Origin of the sequence: Streptomyces viridochromogenes DSM 40736 (assembly GCF_000158955.1) — a bacterium.
GTDB lineage: Bacteria > Actinomycetota > Actinomycetes > Streptomycetales > Streptomycetaceae > Streptomyces > Streptomyces venetus.
On record NZ_GG657757.1, the window covers coordinates 1,226,936 to 1,239,214 of the forward strand.

General features: G+C 73.8%; 12 protein-coding genes. 7 read left to right on the plus strand and 5 right to left on the minus strand.

What is annotated here, in order from left to right; all coding sequences use genetic code 11:
- Positions 1 to 293: 293 nt before the first annotated feature.
- Positions 294 to 1,067 carry an MHYT domain-containing protein gene (locus SSQG_RS05140; RefSeq protein WP_003988653.1) on the minus strand — a complete coding sequence of 258 codons (774 nt, stop codon included), beginning with the start codon at positions 1,065 to 1,067 and terminating at the stop codon, positions 294 to 296.
- A 181-nt stretch (positions 1,068 to 1,248) separates the two neighbouring features.
- On the opposite strand from SSQG_RS05140, the gene SSQG_RS05145 reads away from it, so the two are divergent.
- Positions 1,249 to 1,848: a class I SAM-dependent methyltransferase gene (locus tag SSQG_RS05145; protein WP_003988654.1), complete on the plus strand. Its 600-nt coding sequence runs from the start codon at positions 1,249 to 1,251 to the stop codon at positions 1,846 to 1,848.
- 28 nt (positions 1,849 to 1,876) lie between these two features.
- On the opposite strand, the gene SSQG_RS05150 is transcribed toward SSQG_RS05145, so the two are convergent.
- Positions 1,877 to 2,755 (minus strand): oxygenase MpaB family protein, encoded by an 879-nt coding sequence (locus SSQG_RS05150; protein ID WP_003988655.1) that lies wholly within the window; start codon positions 2,753 to 2,755, stop codon positions 1,877 to 1,879.
- 100 nt (positions 2,756 to 2,855) lie between these two features.
- On the opposite strand from SSQG_RS05150, the gene SSQG_RS05155 reads away from it, so the two are divergent.
- Together SSQG_RS05155 and SSQG_RS05160 are read left to right on the plus strand one after the other, a co-directional pair.
- On the plus strand, positions 2,856 to 3,152 hold the full coding sequence (locus SSQG_RS05155; protein ID WP_039931981.1) for a hypothetical protein: 297 nt from the start codon (positions 2,856 to 2,858) through the stop codon (positions 3,150 to 3,152).
- A gap of 134 nt (positions 3,153 to 3,286) precedes the next feature.
- On the plus strand, positions 3,287 to 4,144 hold the full coding sequence (locus SSQG_RS05160) for a hypothetical protein (RefSeq protein WP_039931982.1): 858 nt from the start codon (positions 3,287 to 3,289) through the stop codon (positions 4,142 to 4,144).
- A gap of 49 nt (positions 4,145 to 4,193) precedes the next feature.
- On the opposite strand, the gene SSQG_RS05165 is transcribed toward SSQG_RS05160, so the two are convergent.
- Complete coding sequence (locus SSQG_RS05165; RefSeq protein ID WP_003988658.1) at positions 4,194 to 4,376, minus strand: hypothetical protein; 183 nt, start codon at positions 4,374 to 4,376, stop codon at positions 4,194 to 4,196.
- Positions 4,377 to 4,669: 293 nt separating this feature from the next.
- Here SSQG_RS05165 and SSQG_RS05170 point away from each other — a divergent pair, with 293 nt between their 5' ends.
- Genes SSQG_RS05170 through SSQG_RS05180 form a run of 3 tightly spaced genes read left to right on the plus strand, consistent with a single transcriptional unit; the run spans position 4,670 to position 9,047 of the window.
- Positions 4,670 to 7,516, plus strand: a complete 2,847-nt coding sequence (locus SSQG_RS05170) for a DEAD/DEAH box helicase (protein ID WP_003988659.1) — start codon at positions 4,670 to 4,672, stop codon at positions 7,514 to 7,516.
- Positions 7,513 to 8,769 carry a hypothetical protein gene (locus SSQG_RS05175; RefSeq protein WP_003988660.1) on the plus strand — a complete coding sequence of 419 codons (1,257 nt, stop codon included), beginning with the start codon at positions 7,513 to 7,515 and terminating at the stop codon, positions 8,767 to 8,769. The genes SSQG_RS05170 and SSQG_RS05175 overlap by 4 nt, the downstream gene beginning before the upstream one ends.
- Positions 8,766 to 9,047 carry a hypothetical protein gene (locus SSQG_RS05180; RefSeq protein WP_052310241.1) on the plus strand — a complete coding sequence of 94 codons (282 nt, stop codon included), beginning with the start codon at positions 8,766 to 8,768 and terminating at the stop codon, positions 9,045 to 9,047. The genes SSQG_RS05175 and SSQG_RS05180 overlap by 4 nt, the downstream gene beginning before the upstream one ends.
- Positions 9,048 to 9,193: 146 nt before the next feature.
- On the opposite strand, the gene SSQG_RS05190 is transcribed toward SSQG_RS05180, so the two are convergent.
- Entirely contained in the window at positions 9,194 to 9,556 is a 363-nt protein-coding gene (locus SSQG_RS05190; RefSeq protein ID WP_003988663.1) for a hypothetical protein, read from the minus strand.
- Between the two features lie 254 nt (positions 9,557 to 9,810).
- Positions 9,811 to 10,977, minus strand: a complete 1,167-nt coding sequence (xylA, locus tag SSQG_RS05195; protein ID WP_003988664.1) for a xylose isomerase — start codon at positions 10,975 to 10,977, stop codon at positions 9,811 to 9,813.
- Between the two features lie 130 nt (positions 10,978 to 11,107).
- On the opposite strand from xylA, the gene xylB reads away from it, so the two are divergent.
- Positions 11,108 to 12,279, plus strand: a 1,172-nt coding sequence (xylB, locus tag SSQG_RS05200) for a xylulokinase (protein WP_039934790.1), incomplete at its 3' end; no start/stop codon positions are given.

Here is a 12,279-nt window from a genome sequence, read left to right on the forward strand (position 1 = left end):
GTCGGCCGGTGGTCCGGCGTGCGCGCGGCGACCGCGCGCCGGTGGGGGCGGCGCCTGGGCGCCGGCTGTGGGGGTCCTACGGGATGTACGCATGGACTCCTCGCTCGGGAGTGGTTCAGGGGCTGCCACCCCGGATGATTCGGGGCGTGCCACCCCGGATGGTTCGGGGCGTGCCACCCCGGCTTCACGGGCGTCACCCCGGATTCAGGGCGTGCCGTCCCCGGCGTCAGGGGCGTCACCCCGGCTACCGGGCATGCCGCCCGGGCGGCGGGCCTGCCGTGCGGGCTCCGGGGCTAGGGGGTGGCACGCTCGACCGGCCGCTGGGCCGACGCGGACGCCTCGCGCTCCCCTGCCGTCGGCGACAGCGCGACGAAGGCCGACGTCAGGAAGAGATAGGACCCGAGGCCGACGGCGAGGGGGAAGATGAACTGCATCGCCGTGGCCCCGGGCAGCGCCTCCCCGGAGGGCGTCACGCGCACGCCCACCGCGAACATCCCGGTGTAGTGCATGCTGCTGACGGCCGCGCCCATGATCAGGGAGGCGATGGTGACGGCGACCGGCGACTTGATGTTGAGCGCCGCCCACAGGGCCGCCGTCGCGGCGACGACGGCGATCAGGACGGAGAGCCCGACGAGCACCGGGTCGTAGGTCACGTCCCCGTGCAGACGGACGGCCGCCATGCCCAGGTAGTGCATGCTGGCGACGCCGACGCCGGTGGTGAGCCCGCCGAGGAACAGGGCCCGGACGCGGTCCCGGCCGTAACCGACGGCGAAGACGCCGGCGCAGACCACGACCATGGCGACGAGCAGGCTCAGGAGGGTGAGCGGCACGTCGTAGCGGATGTCGGTGCCGGCCACGCTGAAACCGAGCATGGCCACGAAGTGCATGGTCCAGATGCCGGTGCCGATCGCCGAGGCGGCGGTGACGAGCCAGTTGCGGCGCGAGCGCCCGGTGGCCGCGAGCGCGCGGACGGTGCAGCGCAGCCCCAGGGCGGCGCCGATACAGGCCATCACGTACGAGAGCGCGGGGGTCAGCCACCCCAGGGCGGCGTGGTCCAGGTGTCCCATGGCCCCGGGACGCTAGACCCGGCACGGGCGCACGATGGGGGCGCATTCCGAAAGGTGTTGGAATATTTGGAATATGACGCAAGGACGCACCGGAACGATCGAGTCACGCTCGAACGTGTGCGCTGAGGCGTCATCCGTGCCGGTGAGGCGTCGTCCGGGCCGGTGCGGAATCATGCCGTACATGAGCGACGACCAGACGCGTGTCCAGGAGTTCTTCACAGCCCGCGCCGCCGACTGGGACAGCCGGTTCCCGGACGACGGCCCGGCCTACGCGGCCGCTGTCGCGGAGCTCGGGCTGCGTGCCGGCGACCGTGTGCTCGACGCGGGGTGCGGCACCGGACGCGCCCTGCCGCCGCTGCGTGCCGCCGTGGGGCCCTCGGGCGTGGTGGTGGGGGCCGATCTGACGCCGGCCATGCTGCGTGAGGCCGTCCGGGCCGGGCGGGACCGTGACGGGGCCCTGCTGCTCACGGACGTCGCCGCGCTCCCCCTGCGCTCGGGGGCGCTGGACGCCGTGTTCGGGGCGGGCCTGATCTCGCATCTGCCGAGTCCGGCCGGGAACCTGCGGGAGCTCGCCCGCGTGGTGCGTCCCGGTGGGGTGCTGGCCCTGTTCCACCCGATCGGCAGGGCGGCCCTGGCCGCGCGGCACGGTCGCGCGCTCACCCCGGACGACCTGCGTGCCGAGCCCAACCTCCGTCCGCTGCTGACCCGTTCCGGGTGGCGCATGACGTCGTACGTCGACGAGGACACCCGGTTCCTCGCGCTCGCCGTCCGCGAGGGCTGAGCCCCACCCGAAAGGGAGCCGCCCCCGCCTAGACGTGCCGCACGGGACAGCCCCGGACACCCGGCTCCGGGCGTGTGCCCAGGTCGGCGAGCCGGTAGCCGTACGGATAGCCCTTGATCTCCCAGTTCTGGCGGGCGAAGTGCGGGGCCCGCCGGGGCGGCAGCAGACGGACGGCGCGGCCCCGCAGACGTACCGCGCGCCGCACCCACGCACGCGTGGCGGCACTCGGCGGGACGTAGCGGAAGGTCCGCAGGAGCGAGTCGTCGAGCAGCGCCAGGGTCGCGGTCCGCAGCACGGGGGCGAGCGGGCGCGGGTACCAGGAGGCCATCAGGTCGAGCGTGGCGTCCGAGACCCGCCGGGCGTCCTCGTCCCAGGCGAAGTGGGCCGCCTCGTAGGCGTCGAGGCAGGACTCGAACTCCTCGTAGGTCTGGGGGATGTCCTTGATGCCCATGTGCCGGCCCAGCGTGCGGTAGTGGACGGCACTGGCGACGATCTCGTGGCGCGACATCCGGCGCCAGCCGTAGGCGTCGATCCACCGTTTGGGCATCACGACGAACGTGCAGAGCACGTAGCGCATGTCGTCGTCATCGATGTCGTAGCTGCGGTGCATCTGGTTGATGCGCCGGATCGCGGTCGTCGCCTCGTCACTGCCGAAGCCGTGTTCGACGATGGCGTCCAGGAGCAGCGCGGTGTCGTCGTAGCGCTTCTGCGTCCGGTCCGTGAGCTCCGCCGTTTCGGCCAGCAGCCGGCCGATGGCCGGAACGGCGTAGGTCCGGTAGAGAGCCAGCTCCAGGGCGCGGGTGAAGTCCCAGGGGAACTCGTAGGCCAGGCTCAGCCGGTAGATCTCCGTGGCGTCCCGGTGCGGGTCCATCCGCCGGATTTGTTCCAGCCGTGCGAAGCGCTTCACCGGGCACTCCCCCTTCTGTCACCGGACCTCCAACTTTACGTTGGTGACAGGGAGACGACCGGCGAGGCGGAACAATCGCCCAGGGGGAAGGTGGTTCGGCATGTGGAGCAGGGTCCGGAAGGCCGGGGTCACGGTCGCTCATGCCTGGCGCACGGAGACCAAGACCGACGAGGACAAACGTCCGCACAATCTTTTCGAGGCTGCCGCCACGTATGTGGCGGCGGGCGCGGAGGACGATCTGGACCGGGCCGACGAGGCGGCCGGCTGGGTGTCGCCGGAGGCTCTGTCGTTCGGGGTGAACGAGCTGGCCTGCCGGGCCGTCATCGCGCTCGCGCGGGAACGCGGCGAGTCACCGCGGACCGTGGCCCGTGAGCTGTTGGGACTGCCGGCGGCGTGACGCACCGCGGCCGGGCGGCCGATTCGTCCCGTCCGCCGGAAAACTGCAGCTCCGAGTGCGCTTTTGAGGCCGTGACAAGCGGCTTCCGCGCGCACTAGGGTGCGCCGTTGGACGAAACCGATGGGGAGGCTGGGATGGCCGGGACGGACGAGGACGCCGTCGCCGCCGCGGACGACGCGCTCTATGTGCTCACGGCGGTGCTGCTGACGCCGGCGAAGTTCCCGAGCGTGCTGGGCGACGACTATCCGGAGGCGTGCGCGGCGCTCGGCCTCGCGCCGCTCGCCGACGGGTACGGGCTGGTGCTCGGCCAGGACGGCGACGGCGCCCGGTGGACCGTGGTCATCGACGACGTCTCCCTGGTGGCCGTCGCGATCGCCTCCTGGGACTGCGGTATGGAGTACGAGCTGTCGCCCGACGAGCGCACGGTCGTCGCGGCCCTGCCCGGCTGGCCGCTCGCGGTCGCCGTCGCCGCACCCGGAGTGCCCGCGCCGCACGATCCGGGCCCGGAGGCCGACGACCGGCCCGCGCTGGCTCCGCCGGACACCACCGTCTGGGGGCCGGCCCAGCGGCGGCTGGGCGCGGACGAGATCGCGCTGCAATGGGCGATGTGGCGGGAACAGGTCGACGACTCGGCCTTTCCGGTGCCGGGGGCACAGGACGCGCCGGACGGAACGGACGAGGCGGCCGACCGGCCGGCAGAGCGCGGGGAGAAGGCGCAGCCTCGCCACACCGGCATTCGGCGGGTCCTCGCGGAGGCCCACACCTACGTCGACTCACCGCCGCCGCTGGGGCGGGTCCGGTCCTCGTTCGCGCCGGGTGACGCACGGACCCTGCGCGCCGACGGTCCCGGCTGGTCGCTCGTGGCCAGGACCGACGACATCGCCTTCGTGCTGCTCGACGAGGAACCCGGCGAGGTCCTCCCGGTGGGCCGGGGGCCGGAGCTGCCGGGCCTCCTCCAAGCCCTCGACAAAATAGCCGTACGGCCGAACTGACGATCGCGGCCGGACCGACAATCACGGCCGGACCGGCGGGCACGGCCGGTCAGCGGCCGATCTCCTTGCGGGTCACGCGGCGCAGCCTGCGCCGCTGCGACGGGTCCAGCGTGAGATACGCGGCGGCCGGGACTCCCAGGATGATCAGGAGCGATGCCCACCAGGGCAGCCAGATCAACAGGATGAGTCCGGCCGCCACACCGCCTGCGGCGATCTTGGCGTTCTTGGACATGTCTGTCGCCTCCTTCGCGGCCAGTGCCGCTCTCTGTCTCGAGAACGGGCCCGCGCTTGCGGCGGTTCCGGACCGCGGCCCTGAGACATCCCTGAGGTGCGCCCCCTACGTACCCCTGACCCCTTCATGGTGACTCAGCTCACAGCTAAGGCATACCCGCAGATTCTGGAAAGTGCAGTACCCTCGGCGACTCCGACTCACTAGTCAAACTTGAGGAATCAGCCATAACCGAGCATCCGATTCCCCCGGCACCCTCCTCCACGCTCTCCCCGGCACCCTCCGCCTCCCCCGAACTGGCCCACTGCCGCGCCGTCTTCCTCCCCGGCGACCCGGCCCGCACCGGCAGCGTCGCCTTCTGGCAGCCGGACGGCGCGGCCCTTCCCGCCGTGCCCTCGGCGTCCGTCGCCGAACGGACCGTCGCCGATCTGACCGTCGTCGTCCCGGGCGCCGACGGAGTCGGCCCGCGCCGCGTGCCCGCCGTCCTGTTGCCGTTGAGCGGGGCCCTGCCGGTCCTCGTACGCGCGCGTACCGGCACGTCGGGGCACCGCGCCACCCGGTTCTGGGGTGCGGCGGCCGTGCACGCCCTGCACCTGGTGGCGCGCGGGCTGCTGCTGCCGGGGCTCTCCCCGGGCGACCACGACGCCTGGCGTGCAGGCCCGCTGCGCGCCGAGGACGTCGAGGCCGTACGCCGTCTGGCGGCCGCGATGCCGCCCGAGGCGCACGCCGTACCGTTGCCGGGCGCGGGTCCGCCGCGGCTGCCCGACCCGGAGCAGCTCCTGCGCGCCTTCCTCGACGCGGTCGCCGACACCCTGCCCCGCTCCCCCGCCGCGCCGCTGGTGACCGGCGGCGCCGCCTACGCGTCGCCCGATCCGGTGCACCTGCCGGAGCAGCGCGCGTGGGCCGCCGACGTGGCCGCGGGCCACGACGCGGGGGTCCGGCTGTCGCTGCGGATCGAGGCGGACGGCCTGACGGACGCGGCGGCCGGGGACGGGACCGCCGAGGACGCCGACGTGACGTTCCGGGCCGTGCTCCAGGTGCACAGCGTGAGCGACGCCGCGCTCGTCGCGGACGCCGCGGACGTCTGGGCCGGTGCCGGGGGCGAGGCCTTCGGCCCTCGCGCGCGGATGGACGCCCTGCTCGCCCTGCGCCGCGCGGCCCGGGCCTGGACCGCGCTCACGCCGCTGCTGTCGGCCACCGTGCCGGACGCGGTCGAACTGGCCGACGAGGACGTCACCGAGCTGCTCGGCACGGGCACCCGGGCGCTGGCGGCGGCCGGAGTGGAGGTGCACTGGCCGAAGGGACTGACCCGCGAACTGACCACGCGCGCGGAGGTGGGTCCCTCCGACGAGGAGCCGAGGCCCGGCACGGGTTCCGCCGCCCTGCCGTCATTCCTGTCCGCCGACGCGCTGCTGGCCTTCAACTGGTCGTTCGCGCTGGGCGACCGGCGGCTGAGCCGCGCGGAACTGGACCGTCTCGCCGAGGCGAACCGTCCCGTGGTGCGGCTGCGCGACCAGTGGGTCCTGGTCGACCCCCGGGAAGTGCGCCGGGCCCAGTCCCAGCAGGACCACAAGGTCACACCGATCGACGCGCTCGGCGCGGCCCTGACGGGCTGGACCGAGGTGGACGGCCGGCGGGTCGAGGTGCGGCCCACCGGGTGGCTGGCGACTCTGCGGGAGCGGCTCGCGGATCCGGAGGCGCAGCGGCCCGTCGAGCAGCCGGCCGCGCTCGCCGCCACGCTGCGGGACTACCAGCGGCGGGGCCTGAACTGGCTCTCCGGTATGACGTCGCTGGGCCTCGGCTGCTGCCTCGCCGACGACATGGGGCTCGGCAAGACGATCACGCTGATCGCCCTGCACCTGCACCGGCAGACCGACCCCGGGACCGCCGGACCCACCCTCGTGGTCTGCCCGACGTCCCTGATGGGCAACTGGCAGCGGGAGATCGAGCGGTTCGCGCCCGGCACCCCCGTGCGGCGCTTCCACGGCGCGCGACGGAGTCTGGACGGCCTGGCCGACGGGGAGTTCGTGCTCACCACGTACGGCACGATGCGCCTGGACGCGCCCCGGCTCACCGAGGTGCCGTGGGGCATGCTCGTGGCGGACGAGGCGCAGCACGTGAAGAACCCGCACTCCTCGACCGCGCGGGCACTGCGGACCATCGGGGCACGCGCGCGCGTGGCGCTCACCGGCACGCCGGTGGAGAACAACCTGTCGGAGCTGTGGGCCATTCTCGACTGGGCGACTCCGGGGCTGCTGGGCAGGCTCGGCACCTTCCGCAGGCGGTACGCGGAGGCCGTCGAGGGCGGGCAGGACCCGGGCGCCGCGGACCGGCTGGCCCGGCTCGTCCGGCCGTTCCTGCTGCGTCGCCGCAAGTCGGATCCGGGGATCGCGCCCGAGCTGCCGCCGAAGACGGAGACCGACCACGCCGTGTCGCTCACCCAGGAGCAGGCGGGGCTGTACGAGGCCGTGGTGCGCGAGGCGCTGGCGGAGATCTCCGGCGCCGGCAGCATGGCGCGGCGGGGACTGATCGTGAAGCTGCTGACCGGCCTCAAGCAGATCTGCAACCATCCGGCGCAGTACCTGAAGGAGGAGCGGCCGGTGATCGCCGGACGCTCGGGGAAGCTGGAGCTGCTGGACGAGCTGCTCGACACGATCCTCGCCGAGCGGGCGGGCGTCCTGGTGTTCACGCAGTACGTGCGGATGGCCCGCCTCCTCGAACGGCACCTGGCCGGGCGCGGCACGCCCTCGCAGTTCCTGCACGGCGGGACGCCCGTAGCCGAGCGCGAGGCCATGGTGCGGCGCTTCCAGGACGGCGAAGTGCCCGTGTTCCTGCTGTCGTTGAAGGCGGCGGGCACCGGCCTGAACCTCACCCGGGCCGAGCACGTCGTGCACTACGACCGCTGGTGGAACCCGGCTGTCGAGGCACAGGCGACCGACCGCGCGTACCGCATCGGCCAGACCCGGCCCGTTCAGGTGCACCGGATCGTCGCCGAGGGAACGATCGAGGACCGCATCGCCGAACTGCTCACCCGCAAGCGGGCGCTGGCGGACGCGGTCCTGGGCTCGGGTGAGGCCGCCCTCACGGAGCTGACGGACGCGGAGCTGGCGGATCTGGTCGAACTGCGAGGGGGCCTGCGATGACTCGGCACGACGAGGACACGGAGCGCACGTTCGCCGCGCTGCCGCCCGCGCACGGGCGCGGGTTCGCGCAGACCTGGTGGGGACAGGTCTGGCTGAAGGCGCTGGAGGACACGGCACTGGACTCGGCGCAGCTCAAGGCGGGCCGCCGGCTCGCGCGCGCCGGAGCGGTCGGGGCGGTGTCGGTGCGTCCGGGCCGGCTCACGGCCGTCGTCCAGGACCGGGACGGTACGGCCCACCGGGCCGACGTCCTGCTGGAGACGCTCTCGCCCGGACAGTGGGACCGCCTCCTGGACATGACGGTGGAGCGGGCCGGTCATGTGGCGGCCCTGCTGGACCGGGAGATGCCACCGCACCTGGTCGAGGACGCGGCGGCCGAGGGCGTCGAACTGCTGCCGGGCCTCGGCGATCTGGAGCCGGAGTGCGACTGCGGAACCTGGGACCACTGCGGGCACACGGCGGCGCTCTGCTACCAGATGGCCCGGCTGCTGGACCAGGATCCGTTCGTCCTGCTGTTGGTGCGGGGGCGCGACGAGACGGATGTGCTGGCCGACATCCAGTCGCGCAGCGGCGCGGCCGCCTCCGGTTCCTCCGCGCCGGAGGGTGTGGACGCGGCTGAGGCGTATGCGGCGGGTGACATCCTGCCGGGGCTGCCGGCGCTGCCCGTACTGCCCGACGAGCCCGGTGTGCCGCCGTCCCTGGACACCGAGACACCGCCCGCTCCGGGCGTCGACCCGGCCGCGCTGGAGTTCCTGGCCGCCCGGACCGCCGCACGGGCCCACCGGATGCTCGCGGAGGCGTTCCGGGGTTCCTTCGGCCCGGAGCCGACCGTCGCGCAGGACGCGGTGCGGCTGGCCGCGGGCGATCCCGACCGCGACGTGGCGGACCGGCTGGCCGACGGTTCGGGACGCGGCCGGGACGGGCTGGCCACGGCCGTACGCGCCTGGCGGTACGGCGGTCAGGACGCGCTGTCCGTCCTCGACGAGGAGTGGCGCATCGAGGGCGGTGCACTCGCACGCGCGCGTGCCGCCCTGGAGTCGGCCTGGGACGCGGACGAGCGGCCACCGCTACGGGCGCGGGGCAACCGCTGGACGGTCGTCGGCGCGCCGGTCCAGCTGCGCTTCGGGCGGGACGGCCGGTGGTGGCCGTACCGCAAGGAGCGGGGCCGCTGGGTGCCCGCTGGAGCTGCCGCGCAGGATCCGGCCACCGCCCTGGCGGCGGCGGAGCTCGCCGCCGGAGAGGGAGCCGCACTGTGACGATCCGCCCCTACGGCCGGGACGTCCTCTCCCTCGCCGGCGAACTCACCGGGGCGTACGGCGAGGTCTTCACCGCGCCCCCTTGGGAGGACCGGGACGCCGCCGAGACCCGGACGGCGTTCCGTGAGCGGCTGGAGTCGGACGCGCGCCGGCCGGGGTTCCGGGCGGTGCTGGCGCTGTCGGAGGACGGCGAGGTGGACGGCTTCGCCACGGGCTGGACCACCCTGGCGCCGTTCCGCACCGGTCGCAGGTGCCCGGCGGCCGGGCCTGGCTGCTGACCTGGGACCAGGCACACGACGCACTGGCGTTCTACCGTCACGTCGGCTGGTGGGAGCCCGAGCCGTTGTCGGCCGAGGCCACGGACGTCGTGGTGTTCGTCGATCCGGACCGGGCCCGCGACGGGTCCGGCTCCGGAGGGGCGGTGTCAAGGCAGTAGCGCGCCGGGGGCCAGGGACGGCAGGAGCGATTCGAGGTCGCTCGGCAACCGGCTCGGAAGGCCCGACGGCAACTGGCTGGGCAGTTGACTCGGCAACGCGGAGGGCAACGCGGAAGGCAGCTCGGTGGGCAGCTCGGTGGGCAGCTCGACCGGGATGCTGAACGACGGACCGGGACTGCGGCTCGTGTTCCCGGCGGGCGATTCCCGGTCCGGTGAGTCGTCGCGTCCGGAGGCCATCAGCACCACGACGGACACGGCCGCGACGGCCACGAGCAGGACGAGCAGGACGAACAGCGGATTCCGGCGCTTGGGCGGACCGGGCGGCTGAGGCGGTACGGGCGGCATGGCCATACCGACCAGAGTCGCCGCGCACCGGTCAGGGCACGAGGGGCGCACGGAAGCCGATACGGACTCATGGCGTGGATCGCACGATTCCGGTGCACTGCGGCCCCGTCGGCCGGTCACACCCGCGACCGGCCGACGGCCCCGCACGCGTGCGTGGAGGCGTCGCGACCGGCCCGACGGCCACCGGCTCGACGAGCCGGCCCCGCACGCGCGCGTGGAGGCGTCCCGAGCCCCGGAACGGCCCCCACGCGCGCGTGAACTCAGCCGCGCGCCCCCAGCAGGTGGTCCATCGCCAGCTGGTCCAGACGCTCGAAGGCCATGCCGCGGGCGGCGGCCTCATCGACGTCGAAGGCCTCGAAGGCCGACCGGTCGGCGAGCAGGGCCTGGAGGCCGTCCGCGGCGGTGGGCTGGGCGAGCTCGTCCAGACGGGACGCGCGCAGCGCCTCCTGGGCCTCGGGGTCGGCGCGGAAGGCGGCGGCGCGCTCCTTGAGGATGAGGTAGTTGCGCATGCAGCCGGCCGCCGAGGCCCACACCCCGTCGAGGTCCTCGGTCCGCGGCGGCTTGAAGTCGAAGTGCCGCGGACCGGTGTAACCGGCCGACTCCAGCAGATCGACGAGCCAGAACGCGGCCCGCAGGTCACCGGCGCCGAAGCGCAGGTCCTGGTCGTACTTGATGCCGGACTGGCCGTTGAGGTCGATGTGGAAGAGCTTGCCCGCCCACAGCGCCTGCGCGATGCCGTGCGGGAAGTTCAGCCCGGCCATCTGCTCGTGCCCCACCTCGGGGTTGACGCCGTACAGCTCCGGCCGCTCCAGGCGCTCGATGAACGCCAGGGCGTGGCCGACGGTCGGCAGCAGGATGTCGCCGCGCGGCTCGTTCGGCTTGGGCTCGATGGCGAAGCGCAGGTCGTAGCCCTGGGAGGTGACGTACTCACCGAGCAGGTCGAAGGCCTCCTTCATCCGGTCCAGGGCCGCGCGGACGTCCTTGGCCGCTCCGGACTCGGCGCCCTCACGGCCGCCCCAGGCCACGTAGACCTTGGCGCCGAGTTCGGCGGCGAGGTCGATGTTGCGGATGGTCTTGCGCAGCGCGTAGCGGCGCACGTCGCGGTCGTTGGCGGTGAACGCGCCGTCCTTGAAGACCGGGTGCGTGAAGAGGTTGGTGGTGGCCATCGGGACCTTCATGCCCGTGGCGTCCAGCGCCTGCCGGAAGCGCTTGATGTGGGCCTCGCGCTCAGTGTCGCTGGAGCCGAACGGGATCAGGTCGTCGTCGTGGAAGGTGACGCCGTGGGCGCCCAGCTCGGCCAGGCGCCGCACCGTCTCGACCGGGTCGAGGGCACGCCGCGTGGCGTCGCCGAAGGGGTCCCGCCCCTGCCAGCCGACGGTCCACAGGCCGAAGGTGAACCTGTCCTCGGGGGTGGGCTGGAAGCTCATGCCGCGGCTCCTTGCTCGCTGAGGCTATTTCGTCATGCCGATTTACAAATTAGTATGCGGGCACCTCTCTGGGAAGGGACAAGATGTCCCGGGACGAGAGAAGCGGGACGCGAGAAGAGGGAGAAGCCCGATGTCAGCAGCCGAGGGTCCGCTCGTCGTCGGCGTGGACTCGTCCACCCAGTCCACCAAGGCGCTGGTCGTCGACGCGGCCACCGGCCGGGTCGTCGCGAGCGGCCAGGCGCCGCACACGGTTTCCTCGGGGGCGGGGCGCGAGAGCGATCCGCGCCAGTGGTGGGACGCCCTGTGCGAGGCTCTGCACCAGTGCGGTGACGCGGCCCACGAGGCCGCGGCCGTGTCGGTCGGCGGGCAGCAGCACGGCCTGGTCACCCTGGACGGCCAGGGCGATCCGGTGCGCCCGGCGCTGCTGTGGAACGACGTGCGCTCGGCGCCGCAGGCCCGTCGGCTGACGGAGGAACTGGGCGGCGCGAAATTCTGGGCCGACCGCACCGGAAGCGTCCCCGCCGCCTCCTTCACCGTCACCAAGTGGGCGTGGCTCGCCGAGCACGAGCCCGAGGCGGCCCGCGCCACGAAGGCCGTGCGCCTCCCCCACGACTACCTCACCGAACGGCTCACCGGGCAGGGCACGACCGACCGCGGCGACGCCTCCGGGACGGGTTGGTGGGCGTCCGGGACGGAGTCGTACGACGCGGAGATCCTTGCGCACGTGGGGCTCGACCCCGCCCTGCTCCCCCGTGTGGTGCGGCCCGGCGAGGTGGCCGGCACGGTACGCGACAGTCATGATCTGCCGTTCTCCAAGGGCACGTTGGTCGCGCCCGGCACCGGCGACAACGCCGCCGCGGCGCTCGGGCTCGGGCTGCGCCCCGGCGTGCCGGTGATGAGCCTCGGCACCTCGGGCACCGTGTACGCGGTCTCGCGGCACCGGCCCGCCGACCCGAGCGGCACGGTGGCGGGCTTCGCCGACGCCCGCGGCGACTGGCTGCCGCTCGCCTGCACCCTGAACTGCACGCTCGCCGTCGACCGGGTCGCGACGCTGCTGGGCCTGGACCGCGAGGCCGTGGAGCCCGGCACGGCCGTGACGCTGCTGCCCTACCTGGACGGCGAACGCACCCCGAACCTGCCGAACGCCTCCGGCCTGCTGCACGGCCTGCGCCACGACACGACCGGCGGCCAGCTGCTCCAGGCCGCCTACGACGGTGCCGTCCACTCCCTGCTGGGCGCGCTCGACCTGGTCCTGGACCAGGACGCCGACCCCTCGGCCCCCTTGCTGCTGATCGGCGGCGG